The 17,182-nt window shown below is 67.3% G+C and carries 14 protein-coding genes and 2 tRNA genes; 10 read left to right on the forward strand and 6 right to left on the reverse strand.

Annotation, left to right across the window (positions count from 1 at the left end; all coding sequences use genetic code 11):
- Window positions 1–21 precede the first annotated feature (21 nt).
- The 5 genes from ACFXHA_RS21110 to ACFXHA_RS21130 all read left to right on the forward strand — a co-directional run bounded on the left by ACFXHA_RS21110 (window position 22) and on the right by ACFXHA_RS21130 (window position 6,917).
- Window positions 22–609 carry a DUF721 family protein gene (locus ACFXHA_RS21110; RefSeq protein ID WP_379359166.1) on the forward strand — a complete coding sequence of 196 codons (588 nt, stop codon included), beginning with the start codon at window positions 22–24 and terminating at the stop codon, window positions 607–609.
- Window positions 610–989: 380 nt separating this feature from the next.
- On the forward strand, window positions 990–3,032 hold the full coding sequence (gene gyrB / locus ACFXHA_RS21115) for a DNA topoisomerase (ATP-hydrolyzing) subunit B (protein ID WP_379359168.1): 2,043 nt from the start codon (window positions 990–992) through the stop codon (window positions 3,030–3,032).
- A 149-nt stretch (window positions 3,033–3,181) separates the two neighbouring features.
- Window positions 3,182–5,695: a DNA gyrase subunit A gene (gyrA, locus tag ACFXHA_RS21120; protein ID WP_379359170.1), complete on the forward strand. Its 2,514-nt coding sequence runs from the start codon at window positions 3,182–3,184 to the stop codon at window positions 5,693–5,695.
- Window positions 5,696–5,740: 45 nt separating this feature from the next.
- The gene (locus ACFXHA_RS21125) at window positions 5,741–6,706 is read left to right on the forward strand and encodes a DUF3566 domain-containing protein (protein ID WP_379359172.1); all 966 of its coding nucleotides are present in this window, start codon (window positions 5,741–5,743) and stop codon (window positions 6,704–6,706) included.
- Window positions 6,707–6,843: 137 nt separating this feature from the next.
- Window positions 6,844–6,917, forward strand: a tRNA-Ile gene (locus tag ACFXHA_RS21130).
- Between the two features lie 138 nt (window positions 6,918–7,055).
- Here ACFXHA_RS21130 and ACFXHA_RS21135 read toward each other — a convergent pair.
- The 3 genes from ACFXHA_RS21135 to ACFXHA_RS21145 all read right to left on the reverse strand — a co-directional run bounded on the left by ACFXHA_RS21135 (window position 7,056) and on the right by ACFXHA_RS21145 (window position 8,371).
- A tRNA-Ala gene (locus ACFXHA_RS21135) sits at window positions 7,056–7,128 on the reverse strand.
- Window positions 7,129–7,178: 50 nt separating this feature from the next.
- Window positions 7,179–7,787 carry a MarR family winged helix-turn-helix transcriptional regulator gene (locus tag ACFXHA_RS21140; RefSeq protein WP_379359173.1) on the reverse strand — a complete coding sequence of 203 codons (609 nt, stop codon included), beginning with the start codon at window positions 7,785–7,787 and terminating at the stop codon, window positions 7,179–7,181.
- Window positions 7,781–8,371, reverse strand: coding sequence for a protoglobin domain-containing protein (locus tag ACFXHA_RS21145; protein ID WP_379359175.1), 591 nt, complete (start codon window positions 8,369–8,371; stop codon window positions 7,781–7,783). The genes ACFXHA_RS21140 and ACFXHA_RS21145 overlap by 7 nt, the downstream gene beginning before the upstream one ends.
- A gap of 61 nt (window positions 8,372–8,432) precedes the next feature.
- On the opposite strand from ACFXHA_RS21145, the gene ACFXHA_RS21150 reads away from it, so the two are divergent.
- Both ACFXHA_RS21150 and ACFXHA_RS21155 read left to right on the forward strand, forming a co-directional pair.
- Window positions 8,433–8,540, forward strand: coding sequence for a DLW-39 family protein (locus tag ACFXHA_RS21150; protein WP_379359177.1), 108 nt, complete (start codon window positions 8,433–8,435; stop codon window positions 8,538–8,540).
- Between the two features lie 77 nt (window positions 8,541–8,617).
- A complete protein-coding gene (locus ACFXHA_RS21155; RefSeq protein ID WP_379359179.1) occupies window positions 8,618–11,761 on the forward strand; it encodes an ATP-binding protein in 3,144 nt (1,047 codons plus the stop codon).
- On the opposite strand, the gene ACFXHA_RS21160 is transcribed toward ACFXHA_RS21155, so the two are convergent.
- Complete coding sequence (locus tag ACFXHA_RS21160) at window positions 11,739–12,533, reverse strand: ABC transporter permease (RefSeq protein WP_379359180.1); 795 nt, start codon at window positions 12,531–12,533, stop codon at window positions 11,739–11,741. The two genes, ACFXHA_RS21155 and ACFXHA_RS21160, sit on opposite strands and share 23 nt — an antisense overlap.
- Entirely contained in the window at window positions 12,530–13,480 is a 951-nt protein-coding gene (locus tag ACFXHA_RS21165; RefSeq protein ID WP_379359182.1) for an ATP-binding cassette domain-containing protein, read from the reverse strand. The genes ACFXHA_RS21160 and ACFXHA_RS21165 overlap by 4 nt, the downstream gene beginning before the upstream one ends.
- 183 nt (window positions 13,481–13,663) lie before the next feature.
- Between ACFXHA_RS21165 and ACFXHA_RS21170 the strand changes: the two genes are divergently transcribed.
- The 3 genes from ACFXHA_RS21170 to ACFXHA_RS21180 all read left to right on the forward strand — a co-directional run bounded on the left by ACFXHA_RS21170 (window position 13,664) and on the right by ACFXHA_RS21180 (window position 16,970).
- Window positions 13,664–14,686, forward strand: a complete 1,023-nt coding sequence (locus tag ACFXHA_RS21170; RefSeq protein ID WP_379359184.1) for an adenylate/guanylate cyclase domain-containing protein — start codon at window positions 13,664–13,666, stop codon at window positions 14,684–14,686.
- Window positions 14,687–15,135: 449 nt separating this feature from the next.
- Window positions 15,136–16,131 carry an ATP-binding cassette domain-containing protein gene (locus tag ACFXHA_RS21175; RefSeq protein WP_379359186.1) on the forward strand — a complete coding sequence of 332 codons (996 nt, stop codon included), beginning with the start codon at window positions 15,136–15,138 and terminating at the stop codon, window positions 16,129–16,131.
- Window positions 16,128–16,970 (forward strand): ABC transporter permease, encoded by an 843-nt coding sequence (locus ACFXHA_RS21180; protein WP_379359188.1) that lies wholly within the window; start codon window positions 16,128–16,130, stop codon window positions 16,968–16,970. Before ACFXHA_RS21175 ends, ACFXHA_RS21180 begins: the two co-directional genes overlap by 4 nt.
- A 5-nt stretch (window positions 16,971–16,975) precedes the next feature.
- Here the strand turns inward: ACFXHA_RS21180 and ACFXHA_RS21185 are convergent, their stop codons facing one another.
- Complete coding sequence (locus ACFXHA_RS21185; protein ID WP_379359190.1) at window positions 16,976–17,158, reverse strand: hypothetical protein; 183 nt, start codon at window positions 17,156–17,158, stop codon at window positions 16,976–16,978.
- Window positions 17,159–17,182 lie beyond the last annotated feature (24 nt).

Raw genomic sequence — 17,182 nt, forward strand, 5'->3', positions numbered from 1 at the left:
CGGATGTGGAAGGAGTTGTGGATGGCGCAGCCGCCGGAAGCCGACGACCGCAATGCCCCCGAAGGGAACTCTGGACCCACGGATCAGGAACCCGAGTTGCGCGGGGTCGACCTGGCCCGGCGTGCGCTCGAGGAAGCTCGGGCGGCGGCTCGGGCGGCCGGTAAATCCGTCGGGCAGGGCCGGGCCTCGCCGCGTAAGGGTGGCATCCGGGCGTTGCGTCGCCGCAGTGGCTGGTCGGGTGCGCATCCGGACGAGCGTGATCCGCAGACGCTTTCGTCGTTGGCCATGACGCTGGCCAAGGGGCGCGGCTGGTCGGGCAAGGTCGCCGAGGGCACGGTCTTCGGCCGCTGGTCGGCCGTGGTCGGTGAGGACATCGCCTCGCACGCCACCCCGATCTCCTTGGAGAACGGGATCTTGAGCATTCAGGCCGAGTCGACGGCCTGGGCGACGCAGTTGCGCATGTTCCAGTCGCAGATCCTGGCCAAGATCGCCGCGGCGGTCGGCAACGGTGTGGTCAAACAACTCAAGATCAACGGCCCGACCGCGCCGAGCTGGCGGCACGGTGATCGGCACGTCAAAGGCCGAGGTCCGCGCGACACCTACGGGTAGATCTTGGTTTCACGTGGAACCGATCGGAGATCGTTGCGAACCCTCGCGCAAACACTCCGGGAGCCGCCCGCGCATCGCCCGCTGAAGCTCTCCGGACCCCCGGGGCCTATAACCGGTCATATCGCTGGTCGATTTCACGACCGTACGGCCCACTCAGGGGTGTCATAGGTGGGTTCTCTGTCGGTCGTACCAGTAGGATGGGGGAGTAACTAGCGGCGATATCTCCCGGCGCGTTCCGCAGCGCCCGCGCGTGAGCCCCCGTAATTCTCGAGCAGACACAGTCTGAAGCTCGAGCAGACAGTGTCTGACGGCCTCACGCGTGCCACCGCACTGTGCCGGGAGGATCAGCAAGTAAGGAGAGCTACCCACCAGTGGCTGCCATGGACTCCAACGCAGAAGGCTCGACCCCGCCGAAGAACGGCAAGCCGTCGAACTACGGTGCTGAATCCATCACCGTGCTCGAGGGCCTCGAAGCCGTCCGCAAACGGCCCGGTATGTACATCGGTTCCACCGGTGAACGCGGTCTGCACCATCTGATCTGGGAGGTCGTCGACAACTCGGTCGACGAGGCGATGGCCGGATACGCCTCGCGGGTCGATGTCACGATGCTGGCCGACGGCGGCGTCGAGGTCGTCGACGACGGCCGTGGTATCCCGGTCGCGATGCACGCGCAGGGTGTGCCCACCATCGAGGTGGTCATGACCCAGCTGCACGCCGGTGGCAAGTTCGACGGCGAATCGTATGCGGTGTCGGGTGGTCTGCACGGCGTCGGCATCTCCGTGGTGAACGCGCTGTCCACCCGGCTGCAGGCCGATGTGGATGTCGACGGATACCACTGGACCCAGGAGTACAAGGACTCCAAGCCCGGCAAGCTGGTGCAGGGCGGTCCGACCAAGCGCACCGGTACCACCATCCGGTTCTGGCCGGATCCGGAGATCTTCGAGACCACCACTTTCAGCTTCGAGACGGTGGCACGCCGCCTGCAGGAGATGGCGTTCCTGAACAAGGGCCTCACCATCACGCTGACCGATCAGCGGGTGGCCGAGGGCGATGTCATCGACGACGTGGTGAGCGAAACCGCCGAGGCCCCCAAGCATCTCGACGAGAACGCCCCCGCCGCGGCGCCGAAGATCAAGACCCGCACCTACCACTACCCGGGTGGGCTCGAGGACTACGTCAGGCACATCAACCGGACCAAGACGCCGATCCACAACTCGATCGTCGGGTTCACCGGTAAGGGCACCGGCCACGAGGTCGAGGTCGCGATGCAGTGGAACTCGGGTTACTCCGAGTCTGTGCACACCTTCGCCAACACCATCAACACCCATGAGGGCGGCACCCACGAGGAGGGCTTCCGCGCGGCGCTCACCACGGTGGTGAACAAGTACGCGAAGGACAAGAAGCTTCTCAAGGAGAAGGATCAGAACCTCACCGGTGACGACATCCGTGAGGGTCTCGCCGCCATCGTGAGCGTGAAGATCGCCGATCCGCAGTTCGAGGGCCAGACCAAGACCAAGCTCGGCAATACCGAGGTGAAGTCGTTCGTCCAGCGCACTTGCAACGAGCACATTTCGCACTGGTTCGAGGCCAATCCGGCCGATGCGAAGACCATTGTGCAGAAGGCGGTTTCGTCGGCGCAGGCGCGTGTCGCCGCGCGTAAGGCGCGCGAGCTGGTGCGGCGCAAGTCCGCCACCGATCTGGGTGGTCTGCCGGGCAAGCTGGCCGACTGCCGGTCGAAGGATCCGAGCAAGTCCGAGATCTACATCGTGGAGGGCGACTCCGCCGGTGGCTCGGCCAAGTCCGGGCGTGACTCCATGTATCAGGCGATCCTGCCGCTGCGCGGCAAGATCATCAATGTGGAGAAGGCGCGCATCGACCGCGTGCTGAAGAACACCGAAGTCCAGTCCATCATCACGGCTTTCGGCACCGGCATCCACGACGAGTTCGATATCGCCAAGCTGCGGTATCACAAGATCGTGCTGATGGCCGACGCCGACGTGGACGGCCAGCACATTTCGACGCTGCTGCTCACGCTGCTGTTCCGCTTCATGCGCCCGCTGGTCGAGCACGGTCACGTGTATCTCGCCATGCCGCCGCTGTACAAGCTGAAGTGGCAGCGGTCCGAGCCGGAGTTCGCCTACTCCGACAAGGAGCGCGACGGACTGCTGGAGCGCGGCCTGTCCGCCGGCAAGAAGATCAACAAGGACGACGGCATCCAGCGCTACAAGGGTCTCGGTGAGATGAACCCGAAGGAGCTGTGGGAGACGACGATGGACCCGTCGGTCCGCGTCCTGCGCCTCGTCACCCTCGATGACGCGGCTGCCGCTGACGAGCTGTTCTCCATCCTCATGGGTGAGGACGTGGAAGCTCGGCGCAGCTTCATCACCCGCAACGCCAAGGACGTTCGCTTCCTCGATGTGTGATCGGGACACCCCCGGACCGGGGTAAGGGAGAAGGGGGCTAGGCCCCCAACCCCGTTCGGGGCCAAGCCCCCGAACCCCCGGCTCCGCCACTGCGTTTCGAATGCGCGATCCGCACCCGATCACCACAGACTTCCTACGGAGACCTATCTATGACTGAGACTTCGCTTCCGCCTTCGGGTGGCGACCGCATCGAGCCGGTCGACATCCAGCAGGAGATGCAGAACTCCTACATCGACTACGCCATGAGCGTGATCGTCGGCCGTGCGCTGCCCGAGGTGCGCGACGGCATGAAGCCGGTGCACCGGCGCATCCTGTACGCGATGTACGACAACGGGTATCGGCCCGACCGCGGCTACGTGAAGTCCGCGCGCCCGGTCGCCGACACCATGGGTAACTACCACCCGCACGGTGACACCGCGATCTACGACACCCTGGTGCGCATGGCGCAGCCGTGGGCGTTGCGCTACCCGCTGGTCGACGGCCAGGGCAACTTCGGTTCCCGCGGCAATGACGGCGCGGCCGCCATGCGTTACACGGAGTGCCGGCTGACGCCGCTGGCGATGGAGATGCTGCGCGAGATCGACCACGAGACGGTCGATTTCATCCCGAACTACGACGGTAAGACGCAGGAGCCGACCGTTCTGCCGAGCCGGGTGCCCGCCCTGCTCATGAACGGCTCCAACGGTATTGCCGTCGGCATGGCGACGAACATCCCGCCGCACAACCTGAACGAGCTGGCCGAGGCCATCTATTGGGCGCTGGACAACCACGATGCCGACGAGGAGACCACGCTCGCCGCGTGCATCGAGCGCGTGAAGGGCCCGGACTTCCCGACCTCGGGTTTGATCGTCGGCACCCAGGGCATCATCGACGCCTACACCACCGGTCGCGGTTCGGTCCGTATGCGCGGTGTGGTGGAGATCGAGGAGGACAACCGGGGTCGCACCACGATCGTCATCACCGAGCTGCCGTACCAGGTCAATACGGACAACTTCGTCAATGCGATCGCCGAGCAGGTGAAGGACGGCAAGATCGCGGGTGTCTCCGACATCCACGACGAGTCCTCCGACCGCGTGGGTCTGCGCATCGTGGTCACGGTCAAGCGTGACGCCATCGCCAAGGTGGTGCTGAACAATCTCTACAAGCACACCCAGCTGCAGACCTCCTTCGGCTGCAACATGCTCTCGATCGTCGACAAGGTGCCGCGGACGCTGCGCCTGGATCAGATGATCCGGCTGTATGTGAATCACCAGTTGGAAGTCATCATCCGGCGTACCCGCTACCTGCTGCGCAAGGCGGAGGAGCGGGCCCACATCCTGCGCGGTTTGGTGAAGGCGCTCGATCAGCTGGACGCGGTCATCGCCTTGATCCGTCGATCGGCCGACACCGAGACCGCCCGCACCGGCCTGATGCAGTTGCTGGAGATCGACGAGATCCAGGCGACCGCGATCCTCGATATGCAGCTGCGTCGCCTGTCGGCTCTGGAGCGGCAGAAGATCCTCGACGAGTTGGCCAAGATCGAGGCCGAGATCGCCGACCTGCAGGACATTCTGGCCAAGCCGGAACGTCAGCGCGCCATCGTCCGTGACGAATTGGCGGAGATCGTCGACAAGTACGGCGACGAGCGCCGCACCAAGATCATCGCGGCCGACGGCGACGTGCAGGACGAGGACCTGATCGCCCGCGAGGACGTGGTCGTCACCATCACCGAGACCGGTTACGCCAAGCGCACCAAGACCGACCTCTACCGTTCGCAGAAGCGCGGCGGCAAGGGCGTGCAGGGCGCGGGTCTCAAGCAGGACGACATCGTCAAGCACTTCTTCATCACCTCGACCCACGACTGGCTGCTGTTCTTCACCAACAAGGGCCGGGTGTACCGGGCCAAGGCGTACGAGCTGCCCGAGGCCATGCGCACCGCGCGCGGTCAGCACGTGGCGAACCTGCTGGCGTTCCAGCCGGACGAGAAGATCGCCCAGGTCATCCAGATCAAGTCCTACGAGGACGCCCCTTATCTGGTGCTGGCCACCCGCAAGGGTCTGGTGAAGAAGTCCAAGCTGACCGACTTCGACTCCAACCGCACCGGCGGCATCGTGGCGGTCAATCTTCGCGATGAGGACGAATTGGTCGGCGCGGCACTGTGTTCGGCCGACGACGATCTGCTGCTCGTCTCGGCGCACGGCCAGTCCATCCGCTTCAACGCCAATGACGAGGTGCTGCGTCCGATGGGTCGCGCCACCTCCGGCGTGCAGGGCATGCGCTTCAATACCGACGATGAGCTGTTGTCGCTCAACGTGGTTCGCGACGAGGAAGGTATTTACCTGCTTGTCGCGACGGCGGGTGGGTACTCCAAGCGCACGGCCATCGACGAGTACACCGCGCAGGGCCGTGGCGGCAAGGGTGTGCTGACGATTCAGTACGACCAGAAGCGTGGCAGTCTTGTCGGTGCGCTCATCGTCAACGACGAGGATGAGCTGTATGCGATCACTTCCGGCGGCGGTGTCATTCGCACGCTGGCGCATCAGGTTCGCAAGGCCGGGCGTCAAACCAAGGGTGTGCGGTTGATGAACCTGGGCGAGGGCGATATTTTGCTCGCGATCGCTCGGAACGCGGATGAGCCCGACCAGGTTGCCGAAGATGACACCAGCGGTTCGGCGAAGCAGTAGTTTCACCACAGCAGCGGCGGCACAAACGGATCGAAGGATTCACCATTGACCACGAATCAGCCGAATGACCAGCGCGGTCATGCCAATGGCGTGACCGAGAGAATCGCCCCGTCCCCGATTCCGCCGCGGCCCATTCCGCGGCCCGGCGGGCACGACGGCGGTGCGCCGCAATCTCCCGAATTGTCGGACCAGTCCGGTGATTTCGGGCCGGAAGGTAACAATTCGGCAGAGGCCGCATCGGAATCCGCGGACGCCCAGGGCGGTTCGCCGTTCCAGGAGGGTTGGTCGCAGCTGCCGCAGCGGGAGCCGCAGTCCAACCTGTACCGGCCGGGCCAGGCCCCGCTGCCGGGTAGCACCGCCAGCCTCAAGGGCAGCGGCGGGCTGTCCGGTGGTGGCCTGAACGCGGGCGTCTCCAATGCCCGCACGACCGCCGACCTGGCGGCCAAGGCGGCCCGCAAGGAAGCTGCCATGGTGAAGTCCGTCGGCATCGACGGACCGACCCGCAGCATCGCCCGCCCGGAACTGGTCAAGGATCTGCCCGATCTGTCCGAGCTGCGGCACCCGCTGCCGCCGCCGGAGCCGATCGCGCCGGCCGGCCCCGTCTCGCCGTCCGCCCCCGCGGCGGTCGCGCAGGCGGCGGCCACCGGTGAGCCGCTGCGCGCCACCGTGCAGCTGCGCCACATCGATCCGTGGTCCACGCTGAAGGTCTCGCTGGTGATCAGCGTCGCCATGTTCTTCGTGTGGATGCTGGCCGTCGGCCTGCTGTATCTCGTGCTCGAGGGCATGGGCGTGTGGGAGCGCTTGAACTCCACCGTCTCCACCTTCACCGACAGCTCGGACAGCAGCTCCTCGTCGCTCATCGACGCGGGCGCGGTCTTCGGCTACGCGGGCGTCATCGGCCTGATCAATGTGGTCCTGCTGACCGCGCTGTCGACCGTCGGCGTCTTCGTCTACAACCAGTGCACCGATCTGGTCGGCGGCATCCAGGTGACCCTGGCCGACCCCGACTAGAAACCGCTGTTTCGATCCGCCTCGACGGCCGGTCCGGTCTGCTATCAGCAGGTCGCTGACCGGCCGTTTTGGTTATCAACGGTTGGGTACGGTAATCTTCTGCCTCGTTCGAGTTACACACTGCGAACACCCACTAAGGGCCTATAGCTCAGGCGGTTAGAGCGCTTCGCTGATAACGAAGAGGTCGGAGGTTCAAGTCCTCCTAGGCCCACTCCAAAGATCAAATGCCTTCCGGATTCCCGGGAGGCTTTTTTCGTTTCGGCGGGATTCTCCACTCCCATCCACAGTTTCATCCACCAATGGGCACGAAAAAGCCGCAGGTTGTGAATCAACCTGCGGCTTTCGTCTGTGGAGCCTAGGGGAATCGAACCCCTAACCCCTGCCTTGCAAAGGCAGTGCTCTGCCAATTGAGCTAAGGCCCCGGACCTGCACGAAGTTACATGTCGGACTTGGCCCAGGTCAAACCCCGTGCTCAGTCGGCCGGTTGGTGCTCGGGGCAGTTGACCCGGAGGTCGCGCGGGGGCAGCGGCTGTCGCAGCAGTTCGCAGTGGGCGGTGCCGGAATTGCCCGGCCGGTAGAAGCGGCAGGTGGTGCAGGTGCGGGCCACCTGCACGACACCGGCGCGCAGCAGGCCGCCGATGAGGTCGAGCAGTGTCGCGAGGGTCCGATCCTGCTCGGCGCTCGGCAGTTCCGCGACGCTCGCCCGGAGGACGTCGTCCGCGGCGCGGAGCTCGGCGGCCAGGTCGGCGCCGTCGCGGGTGAGGACGATGGCGCTGCGTCGCCGATCGCCGGGGGCGGGCTGCCGGGTCACGTGGCCCTTGCGTTCCAGCGCCAGCAGCGAATCCGACACCGTGGGCTGGCTGACCCCGAGTTCGGTGGCCAGCAGCCCGGTGAGCGGTTCGGGAGGCGGACCCTCGGCGAGGGTCCGCAGTAGTTCCAGTTGCAGGGGTGTCAGCCCGGTGCGGGAGGCGATGGCCTGGCGGTGGGCGCGGACGCCGCGGGCGATCCGGTCCAGCGCCGCGACCACCTTGTCCGCGACCGCCTGGTCCGGGACAGCCGCGTCATCTCCCGCATTCACCACAGGTCAGGACTGTACGGCCTGGCCCAGAGCGTCGCCGACAGGGTGATCGCCTTGAACCAGGCGTGATACATGACGTCGACCTCGGTGGCGGGTGCGCCGGTGGCGGCGAGGAACTCGCGGATGGTGACGGTGATCGGGACGATGAACGCGATCAGGTGCCGCAGCGGGATGTGGGTGGCGGGGGAGTCGACCCCGTCGGTGCGGTTCTTGCCGGAGGTGTGGTGCCGTCGTGCGATCTCGTCCTGGTAGGCAAGCCAATTCGCGTCGTATTCGCGGGTGCACACGTCGGCGATCCACTGCCCGAATCGGGCGCGTACGGCGGCCAGGTAGGCCGGATCGGGTTGTCCGTCGGCCCCGGCGAAGGTGGCGACCAGGTGTGGGTGCGCGCCGACGAAGCCGTACCAGACGTCGAGGATCCGATCGGTTTGCGGCACAAGGATTTCCCCGGCGCGGCGCAGGGCGGCGGCATCGTCGGGGCTCCACAGCAGTGAGTTCTGCAATTGGGCGAGTTCGCCGAGTGAGAGCGGGGAGGGCGCGAGTTCGGCGCTGTCGTAGGTGTATCCGGCGGGGGCGGGGATCGTCATGCCGAGAACCATAGGATTCCTATGTTTGTTCGTCAAGACTCCGCCACGTAGGGTGGGAAGCATGAAATTCGTTCTCACGATCGTTGTCGTGGCCGCCGTGGTGTTCGGGCTCAGCAAGCTGCGTCAGCGCAATGACGCCGACCTCTGGCACGAGGTCACCACCCGCTGAAAGCCCCTGACGGTGCGCCGATTTCGTCACTGCGGTGACGGGTAGGCGCACCGTTCGCGCACCATTACGGTGAGTCCGTGAGTATCCAGCTGGCCCTGCTTCCGAGTGTTTCGCTGCGCGGACAGGAGATCACCGGGCCACGCGTCCGGGCCCTGCTGGCGGTGCTGGCCGCGGATCTGCGCGGCGGCAGCAGTGCCGCCGGACTGGTCGACGGGGTGTGGGCGGACGCGCTGCCGGACAACCCCGCCAAGGCATTGCAGGTGCTCGTCTCGCGGACCCGATCGCAACTGGGCGCGGAGCTCATCGCGAGTACTCCCCATGGCTACCGGCTCGCCCTGGAACCCGATCAGGTGGATGCGGCGGCCCTGGAGATACACGCGGCGGCGGCCGAAAGACACGCCCGCGCGGGCGATCTGGCGGCGGCGCTGGCGCAGGCCGAGGCCGGGCTGGCGCTGTGGGACGGCGAGGTCGACGAGTTACGCGACACCGCGGACCCGATCGCGGAACTGCGGGCGGCCCGGCTGCCGGCGCATCGCACGCTGGCCACTGTCCGGGCACTGAGCCTGGCCCGGTCCGGCCGGTACGCGGAGGCCCTCGGACCACTGCTGGAGATCGCCGCACGCGCACCCCGCAATGAGGAGGTGCTGGCCGAACTGCTGCGCGCCGAGGCCGATACCGCCGGCCCGGCCGCCGCGCTGGCACGCTACGACCGCTACCGCCGCCTATTGCGCGACGAACTCGGCACGGATCCCGGCGAGACCCTGAAGTCGATCCACCGGCAACTGCTGCGCGCCGGCGAACCCGCGGTGCGCCAAGGCATCCGGCACGATCCGAATCCGCTGGTGGGCCGGCAGCGCGACCTCGCCGCGGTGACCGCGCTGCTGCACGCGCACCGGGTGGTGTCGATCGTCGGCCCCGGCGGGCTGGGCAAGACCCGGCTCGCGCACGCCGTGGGTGCGGCGGCCGAACAGCGGTCGGTGTTTCTGGTGGAACTCGCCGCCCTCACCGACGATGCCGCGGTGGTCGCTGCCGTGGCGGCCGCGGTCGGCGCGGGGGAAGCGGCACCGGGCGGCGGCACCGCGGTGGCCGGGATCGCGCGCACGCTGGGCACGGGATCACTGCTGATCCTGGACAACTGCGAACAGGTGCTGGACGGTGCGGCGGACCTGGTCAGTGCGCTGGTATCGCTGACTCGCGAGCTGCGGGTGCTGGTCACCAGTCGTGCCCCGCTCGGGGTGAGTGCCGAAGCGGTGCACCAGCTTCCGACCCTGGGATCGGACACGGCGGCCGAATTGTTCGCCCAGCGGGCCCGCGCGGTGCGGCCGGATATCGAATTGCCGCGCGAGCCGGTCGCGGCCCTGTGTGCCGCGCTCGACGGCCTGCCGTTGGCGTTGGAGCTGGCGGCGGCACGGGTGCGGGTGATGTCGGTGGAGGAGATGTCACCCCGGTTGGCCGACCGATTCACCTTGCTGCGCGGCGGTTCCCGTGACGCACCGGCCCGGCATCGGACGCTGCGGGCGGTGGTGGAGTGGAGTTGGAACCTGCTCGATGAACCCGGTCGCGAAGCCATGCGGCTGCTGTCGATCTTCCCGGGCGGCTTCACCGCCGAGTCCGGAAACCGGCTGCTGGCCGGGGATCTCGTCGACACGTTGGACGCGCTCACCGCGCTGGCCGATCAGTCCCTGATCCAGGTGACCGAGTCCGAGTCCGGCACCCGCTTCCGAATGCTGGAGACAGTCCGGGAATTCGCGACCGCGCAACGCACCGAGTCGGGCGAGGACGAGCACGCACTGCGGGAATTTCTGGCCTGGGCGCGGGATTTCGGTCTGGCTCGCACTCCGCGCGCCTTCGGCGATTTGGTCGAGACGTCGGTCATCCGGGTCGAACAGGACAATCTGGTGAGGGCACTGACCCTCGGCCTGGAGCGCGCCGATCTTCCTGCGGTGGCCGCCGTGTGGTCGGTACTGGGCTCCTACTGGTTCGTCGGTGCGCATTACGCGCGCGTCGGAGATCCCGCGACCGAATGTGCCTGGCTGCTCTCGCGTTTCCGGCCCGACCCGGAATTCGTGGAGGCGGCCCGGACGGCCGCCGTCGTCGGTGCGGTGCACGCGGCGGTTCAGGGTCGCCTCGACGCGCGGTCGCTGCTGGTGCTCCGCAGATTGCCCGACGCCGCACCCGACACCCCGGTCCGGGCACTGGCCGCGGTCTTCCTGGCCGCGCCACGACTGCTCGGCCCGGATCCGGAGCCGCTGAATCGCCTGTGCGACAGCGATCGCCCGCTGCTCGGAGCCCTCGGCCACCTGCTGGTGAGCGTGCGCGCCGAGCAGTTCGGGGATCGGGCCGCGGCCCTCGCCGCCGCCGAACGCATGCGCACCGCCCTGGATTCGATGCCGGGCGGCTGGCTGAACTTCCAAGCGCGCTGCCGCATCGGCCATCTGGCCCTGCTCGCCGGACGTCCGGAGCGGGCGCGCACCGAATTGGCGGCCGCGCTGCGCCAGGTGGACGGGCTGGGTCCGCGCCCGGATCTCGGCGATCTGCTGGTCGCCTCGGCGCTGACCGCCCTGCAGCTGGGCGATCTGGATGGTGCGCAGAACTGGCTGGCCCAGGTCCCCGATCGGGCCGACCCGTTCGCGCATCCCTATGCGCCGGTGGCGCACGCCGAGTTGCGGCTGGCGCGCGGTGAGGTCGAGGACGGCCTGTGGCGCTGGCGGGAGATCGTGAAATCGGTGTCCAGTCCGGACAATCCGTTCCAGCTCCCGGATCCGCGCGGCGTGCGGGTGTGGTCGCTGGAGGGCCGATCCGCCGCGGTGGTGGCGCATGCCCGGCATGCCCGGCCGGATCTGGTCGCCGCGCTCGCCGCCGAGTTGACCGGTGAGGCGATCGCTCTGCTGGAGCAGCCGTCCGAGCAGCCGTCGGGGCATCTGGCCGAGCTGACGGCGTGTGGCGCGGTGCTTTCGGCGTTGGCGGCGCTGGATCTGGCCGGGGGAGAGGCGGTCTCGGGCGCGCGGTTGACCGCGTTGGCGGAACGGTTCGATCCGCCGCACCAGATCCATCCGACCATGTCCGCCGCGACGGCTCGGATGGCCGCCGAAAACGCCGACAGGGCGGCATATCTCGAGGCTCGCTCGAGCTATGCCGCCCTGGAGGTGACGGGATTGCGGTCCATCGCGCTGGAGGTGCTACGCGATCGGGTGCGGGTTACCGGCCCGGTTCCCGCTTGAGCAGTGCGGTCGCGCCCCAGAAGGCGGCGGCCGCGATGGCCAGGCACCAGGCGACGGCGAGCAATGCCTGGTGGCCGACCGGGTGGCCGAGCATCAGACCGCGCAGCGTCTCCATCACCGGGGTGAAGGGCTGGTTGCGGGCGATCCAGGCCAGCCAGGACGGCATGGAATCGGTGGGCACGAAACCGCTGCCGAAGAAGGGCAGGATCATCAGCAGCATGGGCAGGTTGGAGGCCATTTCGACGTTCTCGCTGACCAGACCCATGATCACGGCGATCCAGGTGATCGACAGGGTCAGCAGGGCGAGAATGCCTGCCGCGCCGAGCCATTCGAGCGGGGTCGCGCTGGGCCGGAAGCCGACGGCGAAGGCGACACCGAGGACCGCCGCGACGCTGATGAACGTCTGCACCATGCTGCCGACCACGTGCCCGGCCAGCAGCGCGGGCCGAAAGATCGACATGGTCCGGAAGCGGGCCACGATGCCCTGGGTCATATCGGTGCACACCGCGACGGCGGTGGCTGTGGCCGCGCTGGTCACCGCCAGCAACAGCACGCCCGGGGTCACATAGTTGACGTAATCGCCGCGCCCGCCGGACTTTCCGAGCCCCGCGCCGAGGGTGCCGCCGAAGACGTAGACGAACAGCAGCAGGAACACGATGGGCCCGATGACCAGCGGCACGGTCATGGACGGGTACCGCAGGATGTGCTTGAGGCTGCGCCGCACCATCATGGTGGAGTCGGTGACGGCGTTCTGGATGGTGGTGGTGCTCATCGCACGGACTCCTTGGGCTGGCCGGTGAGGGCGAGGAAGACATCGTCGAGATCGGGTGTGTGGATGGACAATTCGGCCGCGTGCAGTCCCGCGGCGGAGAGTCGGTCGAGCAGCGTGTGCAGCGAGTCGACGCCGCCGTCGCTCGCCACCTGCAGGGTCAGTTCGTCGTCGTCGCGGGTGCTCGCGCCGAGCAGCCGGGCCGCGGCGTCGAGGGCGCGCGGGTCGGTGAAGCGCAGGTTGACGTGCCCGCCGGGCACCAGTCGCTTGAGTTCCTCGGGCGTGCCGGAGGCGACCACCTTGCCGCCGTCCAGCAGCGCGATGCGGTCGGCCAGCTGATCGGCCTCCTCCAGGTACTGGGTGGTGAGGAAGACGGTGGTGCCGCCCGCGACCAGTTCCCGGACCAGCCGCCAGACCGCGCGCCGGCTGCGCGGGTCCAGGCCGGTGGTGGGTTCGTCGAGGAAGAGCACCTGCGGGTTTCCCATCAACCCCATGGCGATGTCGAGTCGTCGCCGCATGCCGCCGGAGTAGGTGGAGGCGGGCTTACGCGCGGCGTCGACCAGGTCGAATTGTTCGATGAGCGTGGCGGTCCGGCGTTTGCGTTCGGCGCGGCCGAGGTGGTGCAGGGTGGCCATCATGGCGAGGTTCTCCTCGCCGGTGAGCAGGTTGTCGACCGCCGCGAACTGTCCGGTGAGCCCGATGGCGGCGCGCACCGCGTCGGGTTCGGTGCGCACGTCGTGCCCGGCCACCCGGAGCTCGCCGCCGTCCGCGCCGATCAGGGTGGACAGGATCTGCACAGTGGTGGTCTTGCCCGCGCCGTTGGGGCCCAGCAGCGAGAAGACGGTTCCCGTCTCGACGGTCAGGTCGATGCCGTCGAGAACGTGGTGGTCGCCGTAGGACTTCCGCAGCCCGGTCACCGTGATCGCCGGTGGGCGAGGGTGGGTGTTCATGGTGTCTCCCTCTGGTTCGCGGCCGTGGTGGCCGCCGCTGAGAGAAGAGTGCGCGGGCGCGGATTCACGGCGGTATCACCGCGGTTTCACGCGCTGACGGCGGTGAAACCGACCAGAAAGTTCGGGACTGTGACACGGAACAAGCGGCGGTTTCCGGCCCGATTCACGTCGTAAGGTCGAGGGATGTCGTCCGCTGAGTTCAACGAGCTGGTGCAGTCCGTGGTGGAGCCGTACCTGCTCGGCGGGGAACGGAAATACGATCGCCGCCAGGTGTCGGAATTGACCGGTCTGCCCAACTCCATGACGCGGCGGCTGTGGGTGGCGCTCGGCTTCCCGGCCGACCCGGACGACAACGCTGTCGAGTACAGCGAATCCGATATCGAGGCCGCCAAGACCTTCGCCAAACTGCATGTGCTCGCCAGCGCCGACCTGCACCGCCAGACCACCGCGGCGCGCACGCTCGGCCGGTCTATGGCGCGGCTGGCCGAGTGGCAGGTGGATCTGGTGGTCGAGGAGATCCTGGATCGGATCGCCACCATCACCGGCGACGATCCGGATACCGATCCCCGCGAGGCGACCCGCATCGCCACCGACGAGGTGGTCACCGAGTTCGAAACGTTGCAGCGCTACGCCTTCCGACGGCACCTGGACGCCGCGCTGGCCCGGTCCCTGGACGGTGCGGAGGCGGGGGACACGCTGCGGGAGCTGACCGTCGGTTTCGCGGACATGGTCGGGTACACCCGCCTGACCCGGCACCTGGAACCCGATGAGCTGTCGGCGCTGCTGGAGGCATTCGAGACGGCGACCAGCAACGCGATCGTGGCCCACGGCGGGTGGGTGATCAAGAATGTCGGCGACGAAGTCATGTTCGCCGCCGCGTCCGCGGCCGACGGCGCGCGGATCGCGCTCGCGGTGCAGGAGGCGGCCATCGCCTCGCACGGTGTCACCCAGGAATTGCGGGTCGGCTTGGCCTACGGCGAGGTCCTGCAACGTTTCGGCGACCTCTACGGCTCGGTGGTGAACACCGCCGCGCGCCTCACCGGTGTGGCCCGTCCGGGCACCGTCCTGGTCGACGACGGGGTGGCCGAGGCGCTCTACGACGACCCGCAATTCACGCTGCGGCACCTGGCGACCGTGAAGGTGAAGGGCATCAATCGATTGCACGGTCATGTGCTGCGCCGCAATGTGATTCGCCCATTGGTCTAGGCCTGATCCGGGCTCCGGCCCGACCTACCCCGGACATAGGAGCGGGCCTCGGCGAAGGGGGGGAGTTAGCCGAGGCCCGCGTTAGGTCGGCCCGGGGGGGAGGGGCCGACGGGAACGATCCTACGCGACGAATGGGGATTGTGTAGCTATCGGGGCACGGCGTTCCAAGATTTTTTCGAGGAAAAAGTGTCATACCCGAGTGGCACGATGCCATCGTGACCGAATTGCGTCCTTCGTCGAATTCGATTCGAGTAGCGCACTACTCGCGATCGACGCCGGTGGCCGGGCGGATCATCGAATCGGCCGCATCCCATCCCGGCAACCCCGAGCACCGCCGGACCACTAATGGGATGCGGCCACTTTTACGCCGCGCCATACTGGCCGAGAGCGTTTGGTCCTGTTCGACCTCATCTGTGCAGTTCAAAGCCAGCGTGTAGTCAGGAGAATCAATGCCCGACGCCATAGTCGCCGAGGGTCTGGTCAAGAAGTACGGCCAATTGGTCGCACTCGACGGCCTGGACCTTTCCGTCCCCGAAGGCACCGTGACCGCCCTGCTCGGTCCCAACGGCGCGGGCAAGACCACCGCCGTGCGGGTACTCACCACGCTGCTGGTCCCGGACGCCGGGCGCGCCACCGTGGCCGGCGTGGACGTGCTGAAGGATCCGCAGCTGCTGCGCTCCCGCATCGGCACCTCGGGCCAGTACGCGGCGGTCGACGAATACCTCACCGGTTTCGAGAATCTCGAGATGGTGGGACGGCTCTATCACATGGGCGTGCAGCGCAGTAAGGACCGCGCCCGGGAGCTGCTGGACCGCTTCCGCCTCTCCGACGCCGCCGACCGGCCGGTCAAGGGCTACTCCGGCGGTATGCGCCGCCGCCTCGACCTGGCGGGCGCACTCGTCGCCAATCCTCCGGTGCTGTTCCTGGACGAACCCACCACGGGGCTGGATCCTCGTGCGCGCCTGGACCTCTGGGATGTGATCGAGGAATTGGTGGCGGGCGGCACCACGCTGCTGCTGACCACCCAGTACCTGGAGGAGGCCGATCGGCTGGCCGATTCCATCGCCGTCATCGATCACGGTCATGTCATCGCCGAGGGCACCTCGGACGAACTCAAGGCCATGGTGGGCGGCGATCGCATCGAGCTGGTGGTCGATCATGCCGACAACCTCCCCCTCGCGCGGCAGGCGCTGGAAGGGTTGGCGCACGGGGAGATTCGGCTGGAACCCGGCATGCGCCGCATCATCGTGCCGGTCGTGGACGGCTCACAGGCGCTGGTCGACGCCATCGGACTGCTGGGCAAGCACGAGGTGAAGATCCACGACGTCGGTCTGCGCAAACCTTCGCTGGATGACGTGTTCCTCACCCTCACCGGGCACGAGGCCGAGGATCTGATCAACGGCAATCGGGATTCCGACGAGAAGGTCGGGGGTGGGGCCCGATGAGCGCCGGACTCGCGGTGGCCGAAAGGCCCTCGCTCACACAGCGACTCGCCATGGTGGTCACCGACAGCATCACCATCACCAAACGTAATGTGATCAAGATTCGGCGCGTGCCGGACGTGCTGGTGTTCTCCACGCTGTCGCCGATCATGTTCGTGCTGTTGTTCGCCTACGTCTTCGGTTCGGCGATCACCTTGCAGGGCACGTCCTATCGCGAATTCCTGATCGCGGGCATCTTCGCCCAGACCGTGGTGTTCGGCGCCACCTACACCGGGCTGAGCCTGGCCGAGGACATGCAGAAGGGCATCATCGACCGCTTCCGCTCACTACCCATGGCCCCGTCCGCGGTGCTGATCGGGCGCACCGTGGCCGACATGGTGATGAATGTGGTGAGTCTGGTGGTGATGTCGCTGACCGGGCTGGTGGTGGGCTGGCGGATTCGCGGCTCGTTCTTCGACGCCGTGCTCGCCTATGTCCTGCTGCTGTTGTTCGCGTACGCGGTGTCGTGGATCCTGGCCGTGATCGGCCTGCTGGTGCGCGCGCCCGAGGTCTACAACAACGCGAACTTCATGGTGATCTTCCCGCTGACGTTCATCGCCAACACCTTCGTGCCGTCACAGAATTTGCCCACGGTGCTACGCGTTGTGGCGGAATGGAATCCGGTGTCGGCGGTCACGCAGGCGACCCGTGACCTGTTCGGCAACACCAGTCCGATGGGCCCGGCCCAGGACGTGTTTCCCATGCAGCATCCGGTCGCGACGACCTTCCTGTGGATCGTCGTGATCCTCGCGATCTTCGTGCCGCTCGCACTGAAGCAGTACAAGCGGTCCGTCAGCCGCTGACCGAATCAGTGGGTGACCGACAGATCCGGTGTCGGTGCGGAGCCGTTGCGCGAATAGCCCAGGCGCGGCGGCTCCGCGGCCGGTGCCTGCGGCTGCGGGCGCTTGCTCACGAAGAATGCGATGACGCCGCCCGCAATCGCGAAAAGGGCGGCCACAATGACCTTGTTACGAACGCTCCCCAGCTCCATCCGACCATGCTGGCACAGCAATGG

Origin of the sequence: Nocardia sp. NPDC059240 (assembly GCF_042753865.1) — a bacterium.
Taxonomy (GTDB): domain Bacteria; phylum Actinomycetota; class Actinomycetes; order Mycobacteriales; family Mycobacteriaceae; genus Nocardia.